Genomic DNA, 21,386 nt, shown 5'->3' on the forward strand with positions numbered 1-21,386 from the left:
TGATAGATTTGGAGTGATTTGATCATAATCTATCATTGATAGATTTGTCAATATGATATAATTAAATCACTGAAAGGTTTTAATACGGGGATAAGGAGAATTTTTAAATATGGCAAAGATAAAACGTGAAGATGTTATAGAGGAGGCGCTTGCACTTCTTAAAGAGGGTGGATTAGAGGCGATTACAACTAGGCGTTTGGCACAGAGATTAGGAGTTGAATCAGCATCGCTATATTGGCATGTAAAAGATAAGGCAACGCTGCTTGGGGAGATGGCCTCGGCTATAATCGACAGATACCACACCATTGAGACGCCTCATGACACGGAGCAATGGGAGAAGTGGTTTATGGATCATGCATGTAGCCTTAGAAATGCTTTATTAGCTTATCCAGATGGAGCGATGCTTCATGCCGGCTCAATTCCCACTTATAATGAGCTTGCTAAATTAGCGCCTAAAGTTGAATATCTAGTACGAGCAGGTTTTTCGGAAAGAGAAGCTAAAATGGCCATGCTGACCATGGGCCAATTTACCTTGGGATCTGTAATGGAAGAACAAACACGGAATAAAAGGAGAATATTAACATCACCTCCTTTGGAAAAGGTTAATGAGTCTCAACGTGATGCAGATATGGATAAATTAAATTCCGATGTAATGAATACGATTGAGAACGAGGCAGAAAGTGCTTTTGAATTTGGAATACAACTTATTGTTAAGGGATTGAAAAAATAGAGCAGATGCTAGTAGGGAAGTTAGTGTTTGTGATCTTCAGCATAGTTTAAATATCATTACATGAAAATTTCGCAATAGTAATCTGACCGAACTTAGCACATGTTCCCTTAAGGTGGTTATTATGTTGATTTTAATGATATAATAATGTCAGAATAATGTCATTGAGAAAGGGAAGTGCAAAATGAACATCAAACCCTCAACCACAATCCGGCAGGATTATAATGGTTTCTCAAAATATTGTCATGAACTTGACGAGCCGGTTATTTTAACGCGAAATGGAGAAGCTGATCTTGTTGTTATGAGCCATGAGGCTTATCGCCGGATGGAAGCTCGGATTAAATTACAATCAAAGCTTTTGATTGCTGAGAAACAGGTAACAGAAGGGGAAGCATTACTCGATCACGACCAGGTTATTTCAAGAATCCGGAGGAAGATCGATGCCGCCAAGGAATAAGGTTCAATATGCTCCGGCTGCAGTTGATGATATGGATGAAATTTTTTCATTCATTTCGCAGGACAATGTTTCAGCTGCAGAAGATTTGTTACGTAAACTAGATAAACAAATTTCAAGCCTTGCGGAGTTTCCTTATATGGGATCCGTCTTGTCGGAAGATGATTTTCCCTTACTACAACGAGGTTACCGATTCATTGTGGTGCATCCTTATTTAGTGTTTTATCGCCTTGTTGAAGATGCGGTGATTATCCATCGGATTTTACATGGGCGAAGGGACTACCTTCGTGAGTTATTTGGTCCTAATTTAAAATAAGCAATCCTTGATCGGATTATATTATTTTTGAATAATCTAAAATAAGGCGCTCTACGTTTCTGTCCCTCGCCTAATCCCCCGCGCGGAACGAAAAAGCTCTGTGGGTGGGGCAAGGATGGCATGAACAAAAGGGAGCGAAGGGGTCGATCGCATCGCCGGGCCTGGATTCATTTGGAGTGTAATATTGCATGCAGACCAAAAAAACTGCACCTCCATGGCTGCGTCTAACCATTGGGAGTGCAGTTTTTTTAAGAATCTTAATCCGCTTGAACCGCCGAATGCCGTGATGCCATGCCGGACAATGCAAACGCGGCGATGATGGCGATGAGTACGCCGAGTGCCCCGAACCAGGTAATGGATGCGAGAGAAACGCGGTTAACGATCAGTCCGCCGACTGCCGCGCCGACAGCCATGGAAAGCTGCATCGTGGATTGGTTCAAGCTCAACATGACGCCCGAGGATTCGGGAACAAGCGAAACGAGGTTAAATTGCTGCGTCGGACCGGATGACCATGCGGCAAAAGACCAAAGGATCAGGATAGCGAATATCGCAATGACCGACTGTCCGGCGAAGGATAGCAAAATCAATGAAATGACGTGAAGAATCATCCCTGAAACCAGCGTGAAAATAATGCCGCGTTTATCCGCGCTGTAGCCGCCGACTTTCGAGCCAATCAAGCTGGCAATGCCGAACACGAGCAGGGCTGCGCTAATCAGTGATTCATTTAAATGCGTTACCTCCAGCAGAAAAGGGGAGATGTAGGTATAGGCGAGCGAATATCCTCCCAGCCAGAAAAACGTAATCCCCAAAGCAACCAATACCTGAGGTTTTTTTAACAAAGCCAATTGTTTGACCAAAGGGACCGGCTTGTCGCCCTGCATACGTGGAATAACCGCAGCAATGACAAGCATGGCGATGATCCCGAGAATGGCGATGGCCAGAAATACCGCCTTCCAGCCAAAAGCCGAAGCTACCATTCTGCCAAGCGGAACCCCGATAATGAGCGATGCGGTAAAGCCCATCGTAACCGTGGCGATGGAGCTGGCCTGTTTGCCTTGCGGCGCAATTTTGGCGGCGATGCTAAGCGCGGTAACGATGACCATGCCTGCACCTAATGCCATAATAATTCTCGCGGCAATAAAGAGGCCGAAACCAGGCAAAATAAACGTCAGCAGATTGGCCGCAATAAAGAGGCCCAGCGAATAAAGGAGAAGTTTCCGCCGGTCCATTTTGGCTGTCAGCGCCATTAAAATAGGGGTACCGACCGCATAGGCCAGGGAAAAGACGGTAATGAGCTGGCCTGCTGCCGCAACGCTTGTTCCCAACGTCTCTGCGATCCGGTCCAATATCCCGGAAATGATGTATTCGGATGTTCCGACCAAAAAGCTGATCAAGGCTAGAACGTATACTTTCCATGTGCTTTGCAAAAGATTCACTCTCCCGATTTGATTAATAACTATATTTTTAAAAATATCGAAATATAAATCAAAAAAAATTATTCAAGCAGGTATGGAGCGTATCTGGCAGCCACTTCCTTGTCTAAGGTGTAATAGATAAAGGTTCCCTCTTTGCGCGAGGTCAGCAATCCGGACTCCGCCATTTGCTTCAAATGATGGGACAACGTAGAGATGGCCACCGTTTGCAGTTTGTCACCCAGAACGGAACAACATTGGTCGCTTTCTTCTTTGAGAAGCAAGGCGATTTTGAGCCGGGTAGGTTCTCCGAGCGCTTTATAAATTTTAACTGCCTGCTGCTGATCTTTCGTTTCTTTCATGCCGCCCGGCCTCCTAAATTCGATTTATATTTCGATATTTGCAGAAATAATGTAACATAAAAATGTGGTGACGTAAAGCCCTCAAGTTTATTTTTGTGAAAAAATATAGAAAAGGAGCCGATCCATGCCGGATGGCTCCTTTCGTTTACATGCGCGAGGGAGTGAAATACTCGATGTCTTGTTTGTAAAGATCGTATGCTTCGGCATACTCCATTACCCTGGCTACGTCCGAGATGAAGTCCTCGCCGTATCCGGCGCGTCTTAGCAAATGAAACCCCATTTCCATCCCCGACGCGATGCCGGCTCCGGTAATGATTCTGCCCGCATCCACAATTCGAGCCCTGCTGATCATGCAGGCCGGCGCAATTTCGGCAAGACGGTCGATCGGCACTTTGCCCATTTCGGATGCCTCCAGCCGATCCGGTTCTTTCCGGCTTGTAGCAGGGAGGCCGTCCAGCAGCCCCATGTTTCCATAAATCCATGAACCCGTGCAGACGCTTGTCAGCAGCGTGGTATCGGGAAGCGAAAAGATGAATTGGTGCAGCCGTTTATTGTAAGTTTCCTGTCTTGTTCCGAAACCTCCCGGAATGAGAAAGGCATCCATATCGGGCATTTCATTGAAACTGTAATTGGGATGTACGGTTAGGCCGGCTTGCGTTTGAACGGGTCTTAAAGAATCCGCCACAAGAAAGACGTCAAGTTCCGGATCGAGCCTTCTTGCGACGGAAAATACGCCGTAAGGCGCCGCATAATCAACGACCTCAGCATCTTTGAAAACATAAACTCCGAGTCTAAAACCTTGCTTTTTACTCATCACTTACTCCTTTCGCTTTCCTATCGAATTTTCAAATCTGTTTCTTATTTACTTACGGAAATCATGATATCATGGAATCAGATATCGCAGTCATGATAGTCATCGATATAATGTATTTCGTTTTTCGATATCAGGAGGAGTTCATTGTGATAGAGTTGCTGGAAGGAAGATTTTTCAAAACCTTTATCGTCGTGGTGGAAGAACAAAGTTTTAGCCGCGCAGCGGATAAACTGGGATATGTTCAATCCACCGTGACAACGCATATTCAGCTTTTGGAGCAAGCATGCGGGCAAAAATTGTTCCATCGTTTATCTCGCGGAGTCAAACCGACGGCAGCGGGTGAGAAGCTTTTGAAATATGCTTATCAATTTATCCACTTGGGGACTTCGATCGAAGAAGCGATGAATGAGATCGAGCAAGCCCAAGGCACGGTTTATCTCCGTATGCAGGAATCCTTTTTTCTGACGCGGTTCTCTTTGTTTATGCAGCATTTCGTGAAGGAATTCCCCAAAGTGAAACTTCGGATTGAATCCGGGTTCCATCAAGATATTCTGGATCAAGTGCTGAACCATGCGATTGATTTTGGCATCGTGCCGCGCGATCCGAAGCGAAATGACATTCTGTTTTATCCTTTGGTTGAAGAAAAATTGATTTTTGTCGCATCGGCTGCTTTGGCGCGGGAGGTTGGACGCGAGGGACTAGAGCGATTAAACCAAGAAGCCATGATCAGCTTCGGGACCGATTGCTTATATCACACACAGGCCGGCATGGCGCTTCAGGATGCGGGAATCGACGTTATGGAAGCGATAGAACTCCCGAGTCTGGAGATGATCAAGCAATCCGTCCAATGTGGGATTGGGTTTGCGTTGGTTCCGGAAATTGCGGTGAAAAAAGAGCTTGAGCATGGCGATCTTAAATTGCTTCCCATCAGTTCGGCAAACTATTCCATGCACGGGTTGATCGTTCATAAAAACAGGGAATTAAGTTATCCGGCGAGATTGCTTCAAGCGAAGTTAACGGAGGGGGCGGTTATGTTCAATGATGGCCGTTAACGATGCAACGGACCTTTACTGGAAGGTTTTTAGCAATATTCATAGAAAATATAATATCTAGGTGTAAATGAGAAACGAGAGGTGTACACATGAAGCTGATGACCAATCTGTCCTATGAAGAAGCGCTGCAATCCACGGATATGACCTTTAGCGGCTGGGATTTTTCATACCTTGGGAATACGGGCAGGCTGCAGGAATTTCCGCTGCGCTGGAATTATTATCAACTGGTGGAACAAGCTCTCCGCCATTCCGGGAGCATGCTGGATATGGGGACGGGCGGAGGTGAATTTCTGTCGAGGCTGACCAAGCTTCCTGCGCATACCTGCGCCACGGAAGGATATGAGCCGAATGTGGAGGTGGCCCGGCAAAGGCTTGAACCGTTAGGGGTCCGGGTTTCGCACATTACGGAGGATGAAAAGCTTCCATACGCCGACGGCGAGTTCGACCTGGTGATTAACCGCCATGAGTCTTACAGCCCGAAGGAGGTTCATCGGATCCTGAAGCCGGGCGGCCGTTTCATTACCCAGCAGGTTGGCGGGGCTAACGACCAGGAATTCAACGAGTGGCTGGGGGCGCCAAACGACGAGTTCGCCCATTGGAATCTGGAATACGCCGTTCAGGAGCTGCAGCCCTATTTTGAAATCGAAGGACGTGACGAAGAGATAACGCGATCCCGTTTTTTCGACCTTGGCGCCATCGTTTATTATTTGAGCGTCATCCCCTGGCAAATTCCGGATTTTTCGGTAGAACGGTATGAAAAGCAGCTTCGCGTCCTCCATGGCCAATTGGAGCAGCAGGGGTATTTGGACACGAGCTGTCACCGGTTTGTTATTGCGGCCCGAAAGAAAGGGTAACGTTTTGACATGACACGAAAAGCGGGAGAGGCGCCAAAAAGGGAACGGCAGTGTACGTCTTTTCGCTGCCCGTCCCGGTTTATTTTGACCTCGTAGTCAAGGATGACTATACTAGAAGTAGCAACAGCATTGAAGGAGTCTTGACATGGATGAACGCGAACTGCTCGTTTTGGGGCTGCTGATGACTCAAAGCCAGCATGGATACCAGATTAACGATTTTATTGAGCGCAATTTAGGGCAAGTTTCCGATATGAAAAAAGCGACGGCTTATGCCATCTTAAAACGTTTGGATAAGCAGGGCTGCGTCAACGTGACGGTCGAGCAGGAAGGCAACCGGCCGCCCCGCCAAATCTACTCGATTACGGAAGAGGGAAAAAAGCTGTTTTACGAATTGCTGCGCGCTTCCCTAATCCATGCAGAAAATACGACGCCGGACGGGAACATCGGGCTGATGTTTATCGATCATCTTTCCCGGCGGGATGCGAAAGAGCTGCTCCGGATCAAGTTGGAAAAGGTGCAGGGGCTCATCGGGGCCATTTCCAAAATTCCGCCGCATGACGAAGGCATCGGCGTGAATTTGTCCTTCCGGCACCGCTTGGCGCTGCTCGAATGCAACCAAAATTTTTTGATCCAGACGCTTCAGGAACTGGAGGATGAAACGATATAAGATCCGCCGCATTGCAGAAAATATCGGATTAAACAGCTTTTATTTTTATCTCTTTCATCGTCCGCGAACCGAAGCCACAAAAACCGTTTTTGCCGTTCTAATGCCAAAGCCCTGTCCAGTAAGCGGTTATGCCGCTTCGGACAGGGCTTTTTGTAACGTCATGGCATCAATGGATCAGCTTGCTCTCTTTGGCCTTTTTGACAAGTCCGGCCGAAAGCTGGTTAATGGCGCCTTTGAGCGCCAAGCCGACCACCAGCGTGACCGCCGCGTAGATGCACATGATCAGCAGGTCGTTGCGAACGATCGGCCAGATGATGCCGCCGACGGCTTCGCGCATCATGCTGATGCCGTACGTAAACGGCAGGAACGGATGGATCGCCCGAAAAAAGGGCGGCGTCGTCTGAATCGGGAAAGTGCCGCCGGAGCCGGCCAGCTGCAGCACGAGCAGCACGATCGCCAGCGCTTTGCCGACGTTGCCGAATACCGACACCAGCGTATACACCATAAGCATGAAGACGGCGCTGTTCACCAGGCCAAACAAAATGAACCATGGCTTGTCCACCACATACGTTCCCAGGATGAACATATCGCCGGACGTAACCAGCACGGATTGCAGCAGCGCGATCGTCAGAAATGTGAAAAACCGGCCGAAATAGACCTCGTAGTTTTTGTACGGATGATCCCCGTGAACCTCCGTCGTGATCAGGGACACGAGCAGCGTCGCTCCGACCCATAACGAAAGGGTGGAAAAAAACGGCGACATCGCCGATCCGTAATTCGGAATCGGATACAGTTTGTTTTCCTTCAGGACGACCGGTTCGGCAAAAAATTGGCTTTCCAGCTGGAAATTATTTTTCAGGAGCCCGATCACCTCCTGCAGGTTGCCTTTGCTTTCGAATTCCCGCATCTTATCGGCAAGCTCGGTAATCTTTTTCTCGACGGCGGGCAATTCCTTTTTGATGACGGCCAGCCCTTGGGTTCCGACCGCCAATCCTTTGGATGCGTCGCTCAAAATTTTCTTCACGTCCGGCACGCTTTTCAGCGCGTCGTTTAGCGTATTCCGCGCCTTTTCCGCCGTTTGCCGCGCTTGGTTCAGCCCGCTGAGGATGGCCGGTTCGATTTCGCTGTCGTATCTGCCAAGGATATTGCCAAGCAGCTGCGAGGCGTCCCCGGATACTTGACTCAGCCGGTCGACCAGATCGGAAGCGGGTTTTTCGCCCTTTTTCACGGCGCTGCTGATCGTGCTGACAAGCGTCTGCTGTTCCTTCATTTTATCCTGCACCTGTCTCAGCCGCGAGCTGACGAATCCAAGTTTGTTCCCCGTCACTTTGTTCAGCTGGTCGAACCAGGCGATGAGCTGGGATTGGACCTTGAGCCCGATATCCAGCCTGGAAGCCACATGATCGAGCATGTCGGTGACGACGGCCGGGTCTACGTTCGGATCTTTCAAGGCGGAAGCAAGCTGCTGCGTCGCAATGGCGGTCTGCTGCAGGAGCAGCAGATCTTGTTTGACGTTTGGGGCGATATTTTTGGCCGCTCCCGAAGCCTGGGTCAAAAAAGTATCCAGACCGGAAGCGAAACGTTGCCCTTTTTCCGCGATGTCGACGACGACCGGGAGATTGCTTTGCGCCTTTTTGACGAGCTGGTCGGTTTTTTGAACGTCATCGGCAGCGGTGTTGACGACGCGGTTGATTTCGGGGAAATCCTTTTCCAGCTTGAAGATCAGCGTCCTTACTCTTTCAATGGTGGGCAGCTGCTCCTGCAGCTCGATGCCCAGCTCGTTGAAGATTTTGAAAATCGTGCCGTTGGCGGTCTGGACAAAGTTTTTGCTGACTTCCTGAATGATGCCGCTCGCGCCCGACGACGCGATTTTGGGGGAAACGGCGTTTATCTTTTCGTTGACGTAATATAAAATTTCGGCTTTGACCGGCTGGTTCGAGAGCACGGTGGCGATCGTCGCCGAAAAGTTGTCCGGGATGACGATGCTTGCATAATAATCCCCGTGCTTGACGCCTTTCATGGCATCCGCTTCGCTCACGAAGCGCCAGCCCAGCTTGTGATTGTCTTTCAAAGAGTTGATGATCTCGTTGCCGAGGTTGATCGGCTGGCCCCTTAGCGTCGTCCCTTTGTCGTTGTTGGCTACCGCGATCGCGATGTCGCCGGTGTTGCCGTAAGGATCCCAAGAGGCCTTGATGTTGAACCACGCATACAAAGACGGCAGCATGGCCAATCCAAGAATGATGACCAGCGCTGCCCAATTGGTGACGATATTGCGGATATCCCTGCCGTAAATAAGTCCGATGTTTTTCATGTCGCTTTTATACCTCGTCTATGAAACGGTTTTTGTTATTATTTGCTTTGTTGCGATATATTAACCGTTTATAGCCGCAATGAAAAGTTTACCAGTCCATTCTGCGGATCAGCGAGGTAATATGCGCCAGATGATGGCGTCCATGCCAAGCGTATAAGCCGAGATGACGGTCCAGCGTCGTTTTTCCATTGACCGGATGTACGAAGGACCGATGCCAATCGTCCTCTTTCATGTGCTTAAAAATAAGCGCCATGCGCGCGTGAACGCCGTCCAAAATTTTAAGCGAATGCTCCGGAGCCGGAGCGGTGGAATCCACAAGCTCGGCCCAAAGATTTTCTTCGTAGGGTTTGATCGTCGGTTCTTCTTCGGTAAGCGCGAGCTTGATGCGCAGCAGCGCGTTCATGTGGCTGTCGGCCAAATGATGCACCACCTGACGAACGCTCCACCCGCCCGGACGATAAGGCGTATCCAGCTGCTCATCCGTAAGCCCGGCCACGGCATCCCTGACCTGGCTCGGCAGCGCGCGAAGCTGATCGATCCAATAACTGCGCTCGGCAGGACTAATCACGTCGGACGGCGCAAATTCTCCGATAGGATAACGTAAATCCGAATTCATAACATGTACCTCCCCAAATGGTATGTCTGATCATTTTTCAGCCTAAAGCCCTTCTATAATTACTATATGTTGCTTTTGGCGTAAAACGATATTTTTCACAACTTTAACATAACACGGGGCCAATCCGCAGCATTTTTTTGAAAGCTTGACCGAACGGTTCGTCTTTTTAAAGCGTATAGTAAGCAACAGACAAGGGGGAAGCGATATTGGGACTCCAGAACATATCCGAAGAGCAGGCCAGGCTGATCTACAACAGCTATTCGCCTTATGTGTACGGCATCGCGTTGATGTTGACCCGGTCCGCCCCGACGGCTGACGACATCATGCAGGAGACGTTTTTGCGGGCGTTTCAGAAATACGACCAGTACGATCCATCCAGACCGTTAAAACCGTGGTTGTACCGGATTGCCGTCAACTTGGCCAAAAGCGCCATGCGCAGGCAGAAATGGCTTTTCTTTCAAGAGGACCCGCCCGACATCGGTGACGAGTTTCTGGTGGAGGAATCGTTGATGAAAAGCGAAAGCGAGCGGGAACTTTGGGAATCCGTCAACAAGCTTTCGGCCAAAAGAAAAGAAGTAATCATTTTGCATTATTATGCGGAGCTGTCGCTGCCCGAGGTGGCCGAAGCGCTCAATATTCCGGAAGGAACATGCAAGTCAAGGCTACATGAAGCGCTAAAGCAGCTGAGGCGAAGCCACGGCTCGGGTTGGCCCGAAGTCCGATGCAAGGAGGAAATGGAATGAGCCCGAATACAGGCCCGGAGGATTTTGGATGTACCGAACAAGACAAAGCTTTGCGAAAACATGCGGAGGCAATACATAACAGATGGAGGCATATGCAACCCGCCGTACCTTTTGAAGAGGTGTGGGAACGGCACGTGTCGTCCGCAGATCGTATCCGGAGGAAGGCAAAAAGCAGAAACCGGTGGAAGACGGCTGCTTCGGCCATGCTTGTGGTGATTCTGCTAGGGGGTGCTGCTTTTACCGCTTCCCCGGATGTCCGGGCGGCATTGTCCCGGTTTCCTTTTATAAAAATGCTGCTGGCAGATGGGGGGTTCGAGGAACAAGGTTTATCAAAAATCGAAAAAGAGGGCCTTGGGGTACAGGTCAATACGTCCGTGACCGACCGCGATATCCGGTTTACGATGGATGAAGTTTTTTACGACGGGGTTCAAATCGTCCTGAATTACGATGTGGAATATTTGGACGACAAGAAAAGAATCGGAGACAAAGACGTGGCGGTGTACTATAGCCTGGAATTTGCCGGAGCCGAGCCGACGATGATGAGCACCCACAAATTTACGAAGCTGAACGACCACGCATTTATCGGAAGCACGCTCATCGATGCGTATCAGTATTTGGACGGGTACAAATTGCGAATGAACATTTCCCGGATCGGCCAGGTACAGGGCGACTGGTCCGTTACCGTGCCTTTATCGGTGGCGAAAACAAGTCCCGATACCACAACCTTTTTCCCGAACAAAACCATCGAGGTTAACGGCGGGAAAAAAACGGTCGAACGCATCACGTTTACGCCGGTATCGACGCAGCTTGCCATTCGCACCAGCGAATATAAAGAAAACGACGTTTCGTACAGGTTGCGGGACGATCTTCAGACCGAATTTGCAACGGCCGGAGGCATGGGGGGAGAGTATGAAATTACCAACAATTTCGGACCGACCTCAGCCATCAATCCGCATCCAAAATACGTTGAAGTATTGATCAACGATCAACCGAGCAATCCGGAGCAGCTTGTTCAACGGGAGGAAACGGCACCTTTACACGGCTCGTTTCCGATCGTTCTGAAAGGCATGGACGGCGGAACGGTAACGATTACCCAAGTGGAAGTCGGCGACGACGAAACGGTGCTGACCTACGAAGCGAGCGACGCCGGGAATCAAAATCCTGACCTGCATCTTGTCGATTCCAAAGGAAAGGAACATGCCAGCAGCGGACGGCCGGTAAGAATATCAAAAGAGCGATTCATATTTCAAATCAAGTTCCCTAAACCGGATGGAGGTTCCTTCCAGAAAATCAAGATGATGACGTACGACAACAAGCCCGGGTATAAACCCCAACCGCCGACTGTCATTAGAGTCCCGCTGGACTGGTCCAAGCCATAAATACGTTTAATTGAAAAAAGGCATGGTAATTTTCCGCGATGCGGAAATACCATGTCCTTTTTTGAATGGCAAAGTACATATTCCGTGAGGCTGGCTGCACGTTAATTTACGGGATGTTGTACTGCGCCAGCTCGGACACGGTAACGAAACGGTAGCCTCTTTTTTTCAGCTCGGGCAAAATTTCCTTCAGCGCGTCAATCGTCTGCGATTTTCCTTCGACATGGTCATGCATAAGCACGATATCCCCGTTGCGGGCATTGCCCAACACCTTGTTCACGATTTTGCGCACGCCCGGGCGATTCCAGTCCCAAGTATCCTGATGCCAGGACCACATGACGACCAAATATCCTTCTTTTTTGCAGGTGTCGACCAAGCGCTCGCTGTAGTAGCCCCCCGGCGGGCGAAACAGATAAGACCGTTTTCCGGTTGCTTTGAAAATCGCCTCCTGGGTTCGGCGAAGCTGGCTGGCGATCGTTTCCACGGAGCTGCCGCGGTTAAAATAGGCGTGGTCGTACGTATGGTTTCCAAGCTCATGCCCTTCGGCCACCTCTCTCCGCGCCAGCTCGGGATGTTTTTCCACCTGCTTGCCGACGACGAAAAAGGTCGCTTTGGCATCGTATTGCTTGAGCAAATCCAAAATATGCGTCGTTTCCTCCGGGTCCGGGCCATCGTCGAAGGTGAGGGCGATGACCTTCTCCCTGTTCGGAATTTCCCAAATGACGTCCCCGCGCTGCTCGTAATATTCCCGCCCTTTGCTTCCGGAAGGGGCTGCGGCAGCGGGAGTCAGGATGCCCGTCGCGAACACCGCGGCGCATGCGGTCAGCAAAACCCGCCGTATGTATATTTGCATGGTTTCAACCCCTCCATTATATTGGCTTTCATGACCCGTCCGTAAAGTCCGTAGCTAGTATGCGACAGGGGATGCGTAAACATACATGGCCCATCGGGGTCAGGCATTTTTCCCGGCTTCATGCTACAATGTTCTGAAAAAGCCTGTTTGGGAGGGCGTTATGTCTTATACGCAAATCAAATGGATGATTCTGATCGTTCCGACGCTGACGGTCGGGTTATGGGAATATGTGCGCCATACGCTGTTAATGCCGTATTTGTCGATGGAAGCGGGGAATTTTATGACCCCGGTCATCGTGTTTTTGATCAGCATGACGCTGCTCAGCCAGCTTTTTCACCGGCTTGAGCAGATGCAGGAAGAGCTGAACAAGGAACGCGCGGAAAATGCCGCCTTGGCCGCCCGTGATCTGCTGGCCCGGGAGCTGCATGACGGCATCGCGCAGTCGCTGTTTCTGTTGTCCGTCAAGATGGACCGGGCGGAAGCCCGGCAGCAAGGGTTGGCGGCTCAGGCCGAATTCAAAGAGATGCGCAAGCTGGTGCACGAGGTGAACCGTTACGTGAGACAAGCCATCGCCAATCTGCGTTTTCAAGCGAATGCGGACGAGAAGGAAATCGAGGATTCCATGAGATCGCGGATCGAACATACGGCAAAAGAAACGTTCATTCATCCTTCGATCCGGTGGGACATTCCGGACGAGGCGTTTACCGCCAAAGAAAAAGTGGAGCTGCTCGCCTGCATCCGCGAAGCGCTGCTGAACGTCCGAAAGCACGCCCATGCGGATTTGGTGACGGTGACCGGCAGCGGAGACGCGTTGGCTTGGGTGGTGCGGATCGACGATAACGGAAAAGGAATGATCCTCGACCCGCTTCAAATGAAAGACAGGTACGGGCTGCGGATCATGAAGGAACGGGCGCAGGAGCTGGAATGGCAGGTCGATTTCATTCCGCTTTCCAAGGGAAGCCGGGTCGAAATTAGAAAGGGGGCTGAGAAACCATGAGCTCGTATCGCGTTTTGATCGCGGACGATTCCGCCCACGCGCGCGAGGCGGTGAACGAAATTTTGTCCGCGGATGATTCGTTTGAAGTGGTAGGGCTGGCGACAAGCGGGGAAGAGGCGGTTTTGATGACCGAAACCCTCATGCCGGATCTCATTCTGATGGACATTCAAATGCAGGGCATCGGCGGGCTGGAAGCGACGCGGCAGATCAAGCTGCAGTTTCCGTACGTCAAAATCGTCATCATTACCGTCTCCGACGACGCTTCGCATCTGTTCGAGGCGCTGAAGCAGGGGGCGCAAGGGTATCTGCTCAAAAATTTATCGCCATCCACCTGGATCGAATATTTGCATGCGATCATGAGCGATGAGGCTCCGCTCAGCCGCGAGCTGGCGACGCAAATTTTGCGGGAATTTCCTCTGACGGCGAGAAACCCGGAGTACCATGAGACGCTGACCAACAGGGAACGCGAAATTTTGAACTGGGTCGCCTCGGGGCTGACGAACAAGGAGATCGCGGCGGAGCTGCACATATCGGACCAGACGGTAAAAAACCATTTGAAAAACATATTGCAGAAGCTGCATTTGGAAAACCGGGTTCAGCTGACGCGTTATGCGATCGAAAAAGGGCTCGTCGGCCGCAAGCCGGGGCTTTTCAACAAACTGTGGAAGGAATAAACGCAAAGGGCCGGGAGGTCCGGAGCAAAAAAAGATGGAGGGCGTTTGCCTTCCATCTTTTTTACCACCCGGCGCTGATCAACAAGGAGCCGCAGCAAAAAATCCGGCAGCCGAAAAGCGGTCTGCCGGATTTTTTATGAAATAAACGCTTGTCTCTTTCGTCAGCCGATGATGATCTGTCCTTCGGGATAATTGTACAAATCTTTTTTGCGCTCGCGCGATAACGCATAGATCAGCGTTAATGGTCCGATCCGCCCGAAGAACATCAGACAGACGATCCATACTTTGCCGAGCGGGGACAGATGTGTCGTCATTCCCATGGACAACCCGGTCGTCCCGAAGGCGGAGGTGGATTCGAACAGGATGGTCAGGAAATCCTGATGCTCCGTAACGGACAGCAGCATGGAAAACAAAATGATCAGGAGCAGCGACAGCAGGGTCAGAGTAATCGCTTTGTATACGACGTCCTTGGCGATTCGTTTCCGGAACAAAATGACGTCCGGGCGTCCCCGCATCATGGCGTGCACCGCTCCGAGCAGCAGCACGAAGGTGGTGATTTTGATTCCCCCGCCCGTGGAGCCCGGCGCGGCTCCCGCAAACATAAGCAGGATCAGCATGAACTGCGTCGATTGACGAAGCGAGCCGACATCGAGCGTGGCGACCCCGCCGGATCGGGTCGTCACCGACTGGAACAGCGAAGCGAGAAATTTGCCCCCCGCGTGCAGCGGTTTAAGGGTGTTCGGGTTGCTGAACTCCATCACGAAAATGACCACGGTGCCGATGACGATCAGGCAGGCCGTCGCGGTCAGGACGACTTTGCTGTGCAGCGAAATTTTGCGCGCCGACGGAAATTCGATCAGGTCCGAAAGCACGATAAAACCGATGCCCCCGAGGAAAATAAGGACCATCATCACGATGTTGATGAAAGGATCGTTGACGAACGGGGCCATGCCGCTAAACGGTCCGTTGACCGTGCCCATCAAGTCGAATCCGGCGTTGTTGAACATGGAGACGCTGTGGAATACACCGAAATAAGCCGCTTTTCCCAAAGGGAGATGCAGCGAAAAGAAAAAATGAATTCCGAGCAGCAGCGCTCCTGCCAATTCCACGAGCACGGAATACATGATGACCTTTTTGACGAGACGAACGACGCCGTCGATCGTTCCGTGGTTCAGCGCCTCCTGCAAAATGAGCCGTTCGCGCAGGGAGATCCGCTTGTTCAGCGCCAACGCGATGATCGTCGCCATCGTCATGAAGCCGATCCCGCCGACCTGGACCAAAACGATCATGACGATTTGGCCGAATACGGAAAAGGCCGTCCCGGAATCCACGACCGTAAGCCCGGTCACGCATGTGGCGGAGGTCGCCGTGAATAAGGCGTTCAGGAACGGGATCCGTTCGCCGGTTGCCGAAGAAAAAGGCAAAGACAGCAGGAACGTCCCGATCGTAATGATGAGTAGAAAGCCGAACACCAATATTTTGGGAGGCGTCAGCAGGTTTTTCGTTATTTTTTTCGAGCGGATGGATGGAATGATACGTCACCTTCTTCAAGCAAAACGTTCCTTCTATTGTACCCTATTATTTGCCGAAAGTCTTGGCGGAAGAACGAATAATAAGCTCGGAAGGCAAAATAAGCTTCCTCGGCTCCGGCACGGCGCTGCCCTGAATCCGCTCGACCAGCAGCTGGATGCCCATGGCGCCGAACTGATAGGCCGGCTGGGAAGCGACGGTCAGGAAGGGGTCAAGCGCCGAAGAAAGATCCAGGTCGTCGAAGCATACCACCGACATATCCTCCGGCACGCGAAGCCCCTTTTTCCGCAGGGCGTTGATGACGCCTACGGCCAAAAAATTGTTCGCCGCGAAAATGGCGGTCGGCGGCGAGGATTGATCCAGCAGCTGTTCGAGCTGGTCTTCGTCTTGATATTCGCGGTAGCTTTTATGGATGACGAGTTGGTCATCCAGACCGATGCCGTGCAGCCGGAGCGCCTCGGCGTATCCCTCGTACCGCAGCCTCGCGGTGGAAACGTCCAGCGAACCGTTGACGAGCGCGATGCGGCGATGGCCAAGCCCGATCAGGTAATCGACTAGATTACGGGCGCCTTGTTTGCTGTCCCCGAGCACGATATCCGAGTCGATGCCGGGCACGGCCCGGTCCAAAATAACGAAAGGAATGTTGTGTGCGCGCAGCTTTTCGAGGTGCTTGAGGGAGTGGTCTCCCGCAGGCGCAAACAAGACGCCGTCCACGCGGGTCGAAAGAATCATGTCGACGTAATCCCGTTCCTTGTCGTAGTCCTCGTCGCTGTTGCCGAACAGCAGCCGGTATCCGAACTTTTTCGCGCTGTCTTCGGCCCCGCGGGCAAGACTGGTGTAAAACGGGTTGGTAATGTCGGTGATGAGCAGGGACAAAATTTGCGTTTGCTGCAGCACGAGGCTGCGCGCATTGGAATTCGGGACGTAGTTCAGCTCCTCCATCACCTTTTTAACCCGCTTGCGCGTCTGCTCGCTGATCCTTCCGGTATTGTTGATCACCTTCGACACCGTCATCGCGGAGACGTTGGCTTTTTGGGCGATATCGTAAATCGTAACCATGGTAGACCCCTTTTTGGATGTGTATTTAAGAGTGCGTCAGTAGAAAATTTCGATTGACAGCAACCGTTTTCATTGCTATTTTAAAGTTATCGATAACCCCATTATACACTTGCTAGGATAACATTGGCTATAACTTATACGCAGCTCTCTTTTTGTGAAGGTCCGTCAAGATTTATTTCTTTGAGATCATTTTTTTAAGCAAAGCGAAAGCTGCGTTCATTTTGGTATTAGGGTTATCGGTAACCCTATGTTGTAAAAGCGCATGTCCCATCCTATTTTCCTATGAGGAGGAAGAAACAGTTATGACGAAGGATGCAAGATGGAAGCAGGATTTTCCCAAGATCGGCATTCGTCCGACCATTGACGGCAGAAGAAAGGGAGTACGCGAGTCGCTTGAAGACATGACGATGAATCTGGCGAAAGCCGTGTCCTCTTTGCTCAACGAACACCTTCGGTACCCGGACGGTTCGCCGGTGGAATGCGTGATTGCCGATACCTGTATCGGCGGCGTGGCCGAAGCGGCCGCATGCGCGGACAAATTCGCCAAAGCCGGCGTCGGCGTTTCGATCACCGTCACGCCTTGCTGGTGTTACGGCACCGAAACGATGGACATGGATCCGGCCATTCCCAAGGCGGTATGGGGCTTCAACGGCACGGAAAGACCGGGTGCGGTTTATTTGGCCGCCGTCTTGTCCGCCCATGCGCAAAAAGGCCTTCCGGCTTTCGGGATTTACGGCAGGGACGTGCAGGATTTGAACGATCCTTCCATTCCGGCGGATGTGCAGGAGAAGCTGCTCCGTTTTGCGAAGGCGGGCCTGGCGGTTGCGCTCATGAAAGGCAAATCGTATCTGGCGATCGGCTCGGTATCGATGGGGATCGCGGGTTCGATGATCGATCCGGACTTCTTCCAGGAATATTTGGGCATGCGCAACGAATACGTCGATATGTCCGAAATTACCCGCCGGATCGAAGAAGAAATCTATGATCCGGAGGAATATAAAACGGCGCTGGCTTGGGTGAAGGAAAACTGCAAGGAGGGTCCGGACAACAACCCGGCCGACATTCAAACCTCCCGCGAAAAGAAAGACAAGGATTGGGAAACGGTCGTCAAAATGACGCAAATCGTACGCGATTTGATGGTAGGCAACCAACGGCTCGAAGAGCTCGGCTTCGCCGAAGAAGCGATGGGCCATAACGCGATCGTTTCCGGCTTCCAGGGCCAGCGCCAATGGACCGACCATTTCCCGAACGGCGACTTCCACGAAGCGATTTTGAATTCCTCCTTCGATTGGAACGGTATCCGCGCCCCTTACCTGGTGGCAACGGAAAACGACAGCTTGAACGGCGTATCGATGCTGTTCGGTTACCTGCTGACCAACACGGCGCAAATTTTTGCCGACGTCCGTACATATTGGAGCCCGGACGCGGTGAAACGCGTTACCGGCCACGAACTGACGGGGCTTGGGCAAAACGGTCTGCTGCATCTGATCAACTCCGGTCCGGCCGCGCTCGACGGCACGGGCGAACAAACGAGGGACGGCAAACCCGTCATGAAACCGTTCTGGGAAATCACCGAAGAAGAGGCAAACAAGTGCCTTAAAGCAACTTCGTGGCGTCCGGCGGCGGTGGAATACTTCCGCGGCGGCGGATTCTCCTCCGATTTCCTTACGCGCGGCGGCATGCCTGTCACGATGTCCCGCCTCAATCTGGTGAAAGGGCTGGGACCGGTTCTGCAGATCGCGGAAGGCTACACGGTCGACCTGCCGGAAGAAGTGCATGACAAGCTGGATCAACGTACGGACCCGACCTGGCCTACGACATGGTTTGCGCCGAACTTGACGGGCGAAGGCGCCTTCACGGACGTGTACTCCGTCATGGACAACTGGGGAGCGAACCATGGGGCGATCAGCTACGGGCACATTGGCGCCGATCTGATTACGCTCGCTTCCATTCTCCGCATTCCCGTCAGCATGCACAACGTCAGCGAAGACCAGATCTTCCGGCCGAGAGCATGGGGCCTGTTCGGAACCAAGGATCCGGAAGGCGCGGATTACAGGGCTTGCCAGAACTTCGGGCCGTTGTATAAATAATTCCGCTTCAAACGAGGATGCCCGCCGACATACATCGCGAAAACCGGAGTCGGCGGGTTTTTCCGCTCTGAGAATCGAAGGGGTGAAGAAGTGAGCACAAAATCATTGCAGATGATGGCGGTCGATTTTGGCGCCAGCAGCGGCAGGGCGGTCGTCGGGCATTTTGACGGCTCGAGGATTTCCATTCAGGAGGTCCACCGGTTTGAAAACGAGCCCGTCCAGCTCGGCGAAAGGCTCCATTGGGATTTTCTGCGGCTGTTCCATGAATTGAAGCGGGGGATGATGAAGGCAAAGCAGCAGCTTGGCGGCACGCCCGCGTCCATCGCCGTGGATACGTGGGGCGTCGACTACGGTCTGGTCGACCCGAAGGGACGGCTGGCAAGCAACCCGTACCATTACCGCGACCTTCGGACCGAGCTGGCGATGAAGGAGGCTGTAAAGCGCATTCCGGAGACCGAGCTCTACGCCCGGACCGGGATCCAATCCTCCAGCATCAATACGGTATACCAACTGTTTGCCGACGAGGAGCTGCGTTTGGGTCAAAACGAGGGCGGCTTGCGCATGCTGTTTATGCCTGATTTGTTCCATTACTATTTGTCCGGCACCATGGCGAGCGAATACACCATTGCCAGCACAAGCGGCATGCTGGATGCTGCCGGAAGGGATTGGAGCAGGCAGGTGCTGGATGCCCTTTCGATCCCGTCATCGCTATTGAATCCGATCATCATGCCGGGAACGCGTCTCGGCACGGTTCGGCCGGATATTTGCGCCGAGCTTTCGCTGGATGCGATGCCGGTCATTGCGGCCGCGGGCCATGACACGGCCGCCGCGGTCACCTCCATACCGGCGACCGACTCGCGGTACGCGTTCATCAGCAGCGGAACATGGTCGCTTATGGGCATCGAACTTAGCGAGCCGATTTTGACCGAGCGGAGCAGACGGCTGCTGTTCAGCAACGAAGGCGGTACCGAAGGCAAAATCCGCATGCTCAAAAACATCATGGGGTTATGGCTTCTTCAGGAATGCCGCCGCACCTGGGCGATGGAAGGGACGGAGCTCAGCTTCGCCGAATTGACGGAAATGGCGCAGCATGCGCCGGCGAATGCCAGCTATGTCGATGCGGCCGACGCCGTATTTTTGCCGCCGGGGAACATGCCTGAGCGGATTCGGGAATACTGCCGGGCTACCGGCCAGGCCGTACCGCAGTCCAGACCCGAAATCGTTCGCTGCATTTTGGAGAGTTTGGCCTTTAAATACAGGCAGACGCTCGATGAAATCGAGGAATTGACCGGGGAGCGCCTGGAGCGGATCCACATGGTCGGAGGAGGCATCCAGAACCGGCTTCTTTGCCAGCTGACGGCGAACGTCACCGGCAAAACCGTCATCGCGGGGCCGGTCGAAGCGACTTCGATCGGAAACCTTATGATGCAGGCCAAAGCCCATGGGGAAGTTGGCGGTTTGGAGGACATCCGCGAGGTTGTCCGCCGGTCCTTCCCGCCCGAAATGTATGTGCCGGAAAACGCAAGCGAATGGGAAGAACGGTACCGGACATACGAACGGCTGCTTGTGCTTCAGAAGACGGAAGAGTAAGGAATAAGGAAGCGTTCCGGTCTTAGGACCGGAATAAATCGGATAGGAGAGTGCATGGAGAGATGACGCAATCACTGGAACAACAAGTACGCGAGGAGCTGACGCTCTACGCACGCAAAATCGTCGCCAAAGGGCTTGTCGTCGGCCCCGGGGGCAACATCAGCGCCAAAGCCGGCGATCTGATGCTGCTGTCGCCAAGCGGCTTTGCCCTGGAAGACATTGAACCTCATCAGTGGATCCGCGTGGAGATCGGGTCCGGCAAAGTGCTCGACACGGAGTTCCGTCCATCGTCGGAGGTGCTGATGCATTTGTATGCTTACCGCGAAAACCCGGACATTCAGGCGATCGTGCACACGCATCCCGCATACTGCATCGCGCTGACGCTGGTTTCACAGGAGCTGCCGATGCTGTTCCCGGACCAGGCTGCGCTTGTCGGCGAAGTGACGTTTGTCCCGTACGTGCTGCCGACGACGGACTTGCTGGCCGACGCGGTTGCGGCGAAGGTCGGGCAATACAATTCCATTTTGCTAGAAAACCACGGCCTGGTGACCACGGGAAAAAATTTGCGCGAAGCCTATTACCGCACCGAAGTGGTGGAGGAAAGCGCAAAAATTTACCTTGCGGCCAAAGCCGCCGGAACGCCGAAAGTGCTGACGGACGCGGAATACAAGGAAATCCAATCGCTGGAGAGCGAAGCGTACCGCGTGCAGCTTTTGCAAAAACTGCAATAATGACTGAATCTTGCTTGACATCACCTTGCTTCATCTTGTAATGTATGGAAAAACAAACGCGCGTTTGTAAACATTTTCAAAAGCTGTGACCAAGACCAACGGCTCATGAACACCCGCCTGCTTCAGAGAAGAAACCCGCGGCTGAAAGGTTTCGCATG

At 52.1% G+C, this 21,386-nt stretch carries 21 protein-coding genes; 13 read left to right on the top strand and 8 right to left on the bottom strand.

Annotated elements, in window-relative coordinates; genetic code table 11:
• Positions 1-109 precede the first annotated feature (109 nt).
• From RJP21_RS14450 to RJP21_RS14460, 3 genes are all read left to right on the top strand, one after another.
• On the top strand, positions 110-730 hold the full coding sequence (locus tag RJP21_RS14450; RefSeq protein ID WP_310859863.1) for a TetR/AcrR family transcriptional regulator C-terminal domain-containing protein: 621 nt from the start codon (positions 110-112) through the stop codon (positions 728-730).
• Positions 731-911: 181 nt separating this feature from the next.
• Complete coding sequence (locus RJP21_RS14455) at positions 912-1,184, top strand: type II toxin-antitoxin system Phd/YefM family antitoxin (protein WP_036713353.1); 273 nt, start codon at positions 912-914, stop codon at positions 1,182-1,184.
• Positions 1,168-1,497, top strand: coding sequence for a type II toxin-antitoxin system RelE/ParE family toxin (locus RJP21_RS14460; RefSeq protein WP_310859864.1), 330 nt, complete (start codon positions 1,168-1,170; stop codon positions 1,495-1,497). The genes RJP21_RS14455 and RJP21_RS14460 overlap by 17 nt, the downstream gene beginning before the upstream one ends.
• Before the next feature lie 257 nt (positions 1,498-1,754).
• Here the strand turns inward: RJP21_RS14460 and RJP21_RS14465 are convergent, their stop codons facing one another.
• The 3 genes from RJP21_RS14465 to RJP21_RS14475 form a co-directional block, all read right to left on the bottom strand.
• Complete coding sequence (locus RJP21_RS14465; protein WP_310859865.1) at positions 1,755-2,924, bottom strand: MFS transporter; 1,170 nt, start codon at positions 2,922-2,924, stop codon at positions 1,755-1,757.
• Positions 2,925-2,992: 68 nt separating this feature from the next.
• Positions 2,993-3,271, bottom strand: coding sequence for an ArsR/SmtB family transcription factor (locus tag RJP21_RS14470; RefSeq protein WP_160037620.1), 279 nt, complete (start codon positions 3,269-3,271; stop codon positions 2,993-2,995).
• 145 nt (positions 3,272-3,416) lie between these two features.
• Positions 3,417-4,085 carry a DJ-1/PfpI family protein gene (locus tag RJP21_RS14475; protein ID WP_310859866.1) on the bottom strand — a complete coding sequence of 223 codons (669 nt, stop codon included), beginning with the start codon at positions 4,083-4,085 and terminating at the stop codon, positions 3,417-3,419.
• Between the two features lie 146 nt (positions 4,086-4,231).
• Between RJP21_RS14475 and RJP21_RS14480 the strand changes: the two genes are divergently transcribed.
• From RJP21_RS14480 to RJP21_RS14490, 3 genes are all read left to right on the top strand, one after another.
• Positions 4,232-5,137 (top strand): LysR family transcriptional regulator, encoded by a 906-nt coding sequence (locus tag RJP21_RS14480; protein WP_310859867.1) that lies wholly within the window; start codon positions 4,232-4,234, stop codon positions 5,135-5,137.
• A 98-nt stretch (positions 5,138-5,235) separates the two neighbouring features.
• The gene (locus tag RJP21_RS14485; RefSeq protein ID WP_310859904.1) at positions 5,236-5,991 is read left to right on the top strand and encodes a class I SAM-dependent methyltransferase; all 756 of its coding nucleotides are present in this window, start codon (positions 5,236-5,238) and stop codon (positions 5,989-5,991) included.
• A gap of 145 nt (positions 5,992-6,136) precedes the next feature.
• Complete coding sequence (locus RJP21_RS14490; protein ID WP_310859868.1) at positions 6,137-6,658, top strand: PadR family transcriptional regulator; 522 nt, start codon at positions 6,137-6,139, stop codon at positions 6,656-6,658.
• A gap of 166 nt (positions 6,659-6,824) precedes the next feature.
• Here RJP21_RS14490 and RJP21_RS14495 read toward each other — a convergent pair whose 3' ends face one another.
• Together RJP21_RS14495 and RJP21_RS14500 are read right to left on the bottom strand one after the other, a co-directional pair.
• On the bottom strand, positions 6,825-8,969 hold the full coding sequence (locus tag RJP21_RS14495; protein WP_310859869.1) for a YhgE/Pip domain-containing protein: 2,145 nt from the start codon (positions 8,967-8,969) through the stop codon (positions 6,825-6,827).
• An 88-nt stretch (positions 8,970-9,057) separates the two neighbouring features.
• On the bottom strand, positions 9,058-9,585 hold the full coding sequence (locus RJP21_RS14500; protein WP_310859870.1) for a YfiT family bacillithiol transferase: 528 nt from the start codon (positions 9,583-9,585) through the stop codon (positions 9,058-9,060).
• Positions 9,586-9,791: 206 nt separating this feature from the next.
• Here RJP21_RS14500 and RJP21_RS14505 point away from each other — a divergent pair, with 206 nt between their 5' ends.
• A complete protein-coding gene (locus RJP21_RS14505; RefSeq protein WP_310859871.1) occupies positions 9,792-10,328 on the top strand; it encodes an RNA polymerase sigma factor in 537 nt (178 codons plus the stop codon).
• Positions 10,325-11,707: a DUF4179 domain-containing protein gene (locus tag RJP21_RS14510; protein WP_310859872.1), complete on the top strand. Its 1,383-nt coding sequence runs from the start codon at positions 10,325-10,327 to the stop codon at positions 11,705-11,707. Before RJP21_RS14505 ends, RJP21_RS14510 begins: the two co-directional genes overlap by 4 nt.
• 106 nt (positions 11,708-11,813) lie before the next feature.
• On the opposite strand, the gene RJP21_RS14515 is transcribed toward RJP21_RS14510, so the two are convergent.
• Positions 11,814-12,557, bottom strand: a complete 744-nt coding sequence (locus tag RJP21_RS14515) for a polysaccharide deacetylase family protein (RefSeq protein ID WP_310859873.1) — start codon at positions 12,555-12,557, stop codon at positions 11,814-11,816.
• A gap of 160 nt (positions 12,558-12,717) precedes the next feature.
• On the opposite strand from RJP21_RS14515, the gene RJP21_RS14520 reads away from it, so the two are divergent.
• Positions 12,718-13,554 (top strand): sensor histidine kinase, encoded by an 837-nt coding sequence (locus RJP21_RS14520; protein ID WP_310859874.1) that lies wholly within the window; start codon positions 12,718-12,720, stop codon positions 13,552-13,554.
• Positions 13,551-14,228: a response regulator gene (locus RJP21_RS14525; protein ID WP_160037630.1), complete on the top strand. Its 678-nt coding sequence runs from the start codon at positions 13,551-13,553 to the stop codon at positions 14,226-14,228. The genes RJP21_RS14520 and RJP21_RS14525 overlap by 4 nt, the downstream gene beginning before the upstream one ends.
• Positions 14,229-14,389: 161 nt before the next feature.
• On the opposite strand, the gene RJP21_RS14530 is transcribed toward RJP21_RS14525, so the two are convergent.
• Together RJP21_RS14530 and RJP21_RS14535 are read right to left on the bottom strand one after the other, a co-directional pair.
• A complete protein-coding gene (locus RJP21_RS14530) occupies positions 14,390-15,703 on the bottom strand; it encodes a TrkH family potassium uptake protein (RefSeq protein WP_310859875.1) in 1,314 nt (437 codons plus the stop codon).
• 103 nt (positions 15,704-15,806) lie between these two features.
• Positions 15,807-16,817, bottom strand: coding sequence for a LacI family DNA-binding transcriptional regulator (locus RJP21_RS14535; RefSeq protein WP_310859876.1), 1,011 nt, complete (start codon positions 16,815-16,817; stop codon positions 15,807-15,809).
• Between the two features lie 302 nt (positions 16,818-17,119).
• Between RJP21_RS14535 and RJP21_RS14540 the strand changes: the two genes are divergently transcribed.
• The 3 genes from RJP21_RS14540 (at position 17,120) to RJP21_RS14550 (ending at position 21,228) form a co-directional block, all read left to right on the top strand.
• Positions 17,120-18,907 carry an L-fucose isomerase gene (locus tag RJP21_RS14540; protein WP_310859877.1) on the top strand — a complete coding sequence of 596 codons (1,788 nt, stop codon included), beginning with the start codon at positions 17,120-17,122 and terminating at the stop codon, positions 18,905-18,907.
• Positions 18,908-18,997: 90 nt separating this feature from the next.
• On the top strand, positions 18,998-20,497 hold the full coding sequence (locus RJP21_RS14545; RefSeq protein WP_310859878.1) for a rhamnulokinase: 1,500 nt from the start codon (positions 18,998-19,000) through the stop codon (positions 20,495-20,497).
• Between the two features lie 62 nt (positions 20,498-20,559).
• A complete protein-coding gene (locus tag RJP21_RS14550; protein ID WP_310859879.1) occupies positions 20,560-21,228 on the top strand; it encodes a class II aldolase/adducin family protein in 669 nt (222 codons plus the stop codon).
• The last annotated feature ends 158 nt before the right edge of the window (positions 21,229-21,386 follow it).

The sequence above is a fragment of the Paenibacillus sp. VCA1 genome (assembly GCF_031583795.1).
Classification (GTDB): domain Bacteria; phylum Bacillota; class Bacilli; order Paenibacillales; family Paenibacillaceae; genus Paenibacillus_AQ; species Paenibacillus_AQ albilobatus.

Bases quoted from the DNA above. Each gene is read 5' to 3' on its own strand.
- RJP21_RS14450 (WP_310859863.1), top strand. From the start codon at position 110: ATGGCAAAGATAAAACGTGAAGATGTTATAGAGGAGGCGCTTGCACTT.
- RJP21_RS14455 (WP_036713353.1), top strand. From the start codon at position 912: ATGAACATCAAACCCTCAACCACAATCCGGCAGGATTATAATGGTTTC.
- RJP21_RS14460 (WP_310859864.1), top strand. From the start codon at position 1,168: ATGCCGCCAAGGAATAAGGTTCAATATGCTCCGGCTGCAGTTGATGAT.
- RJP21_RS14470 (WP_160037620.1), bottom strand. From the start codon at position 3,271: ATGAAAGAAACGAAAGATCAGCAGCAGGCAGTTAAAATTTATAAAGCG.
- RJP21_RS14475 (WP_310859866.1), bottom strand. From the start codon at position 4,085: ATGAGTAAAAAGCAAGGTTTTAGACTCGGAGTTTATGTTTTCAAAGAT.
- RJP21_RS14485 (WP_310859904.1), top strand. From the start codon at position 5,236: ATGACCAATCTGTCCTATGAAGAAGCGCTGCAATCCACGGATATGACC.
- RJP21_RS14490 (WP_310859868.1), top strand. From the start codon at position 6,137: ATGGATGAACGCGAACTGCTCGTTTTGGGGCTGCTGATGACTCAAAGC.
- RJP21_RS14495 (WP_310859869.1), bottom strand. From the start codon at position 8,969: ATGAAAAACATCGGACTTATTTACGGCAGGGATATCCGCAATATCGTC.
- RJP21_RS14500 (WP_310859870.1), bottom strand. From the start codon at position 9,585: ATGAATTCGGATTTACGTTATCCTATCGGAGAATTTGCGCCGTCCGAC.
- RJP21_RS14510 (WP_310859872.1), top strand. From the start codon at position 10,325: ATGAGCCCGAATACAGGCCCGGAGGATTTTGGATGTACCGAACAAGAC.
- RJP21_RS14515 (WP_310859873.1), bottom strand. From the start codon at position 12,557: ATGCAAATATACATACGGCGGGTTTTGCTGACCGCATGCGCCGCGGTG.
- RJP21_RS14520 (WP_310859874.1), top strand. From the start codon at position 12,718: ATGTCTTATACGCAAATCAAATGGATGATTCTGATCGTTCCGACGCTG.
- RJP21_RS14525 (WP_160037630.1), top strand. From the start codon at position 13,551: ATGAGCTCGTATCGCGTTTTGATCGCGGACGATTCCGCCCACGCGCGC.
- RJP21_RS14535 (WP_310859876.1), bottom strand. From the start codon at position 16,817: ATGGTTACGATTTACGATATCGCCCAAAAAGCCAACGTCTCCGCGATG.
- RJP21_RS14540 (WP_310859877.1), top strand. From the start codon at position 17,120: ATGACGAAGGATGCAAGATGGAAGCAGGATTTTCCCAAGATCGGCATT.
- RJP21_RS14550 (WP_310859879.1), top strand. From the start codon at position 20,560: ATGACGCAATCACTGGAACAACAAGTACGCGAGGAGCTGACGCTCTAC.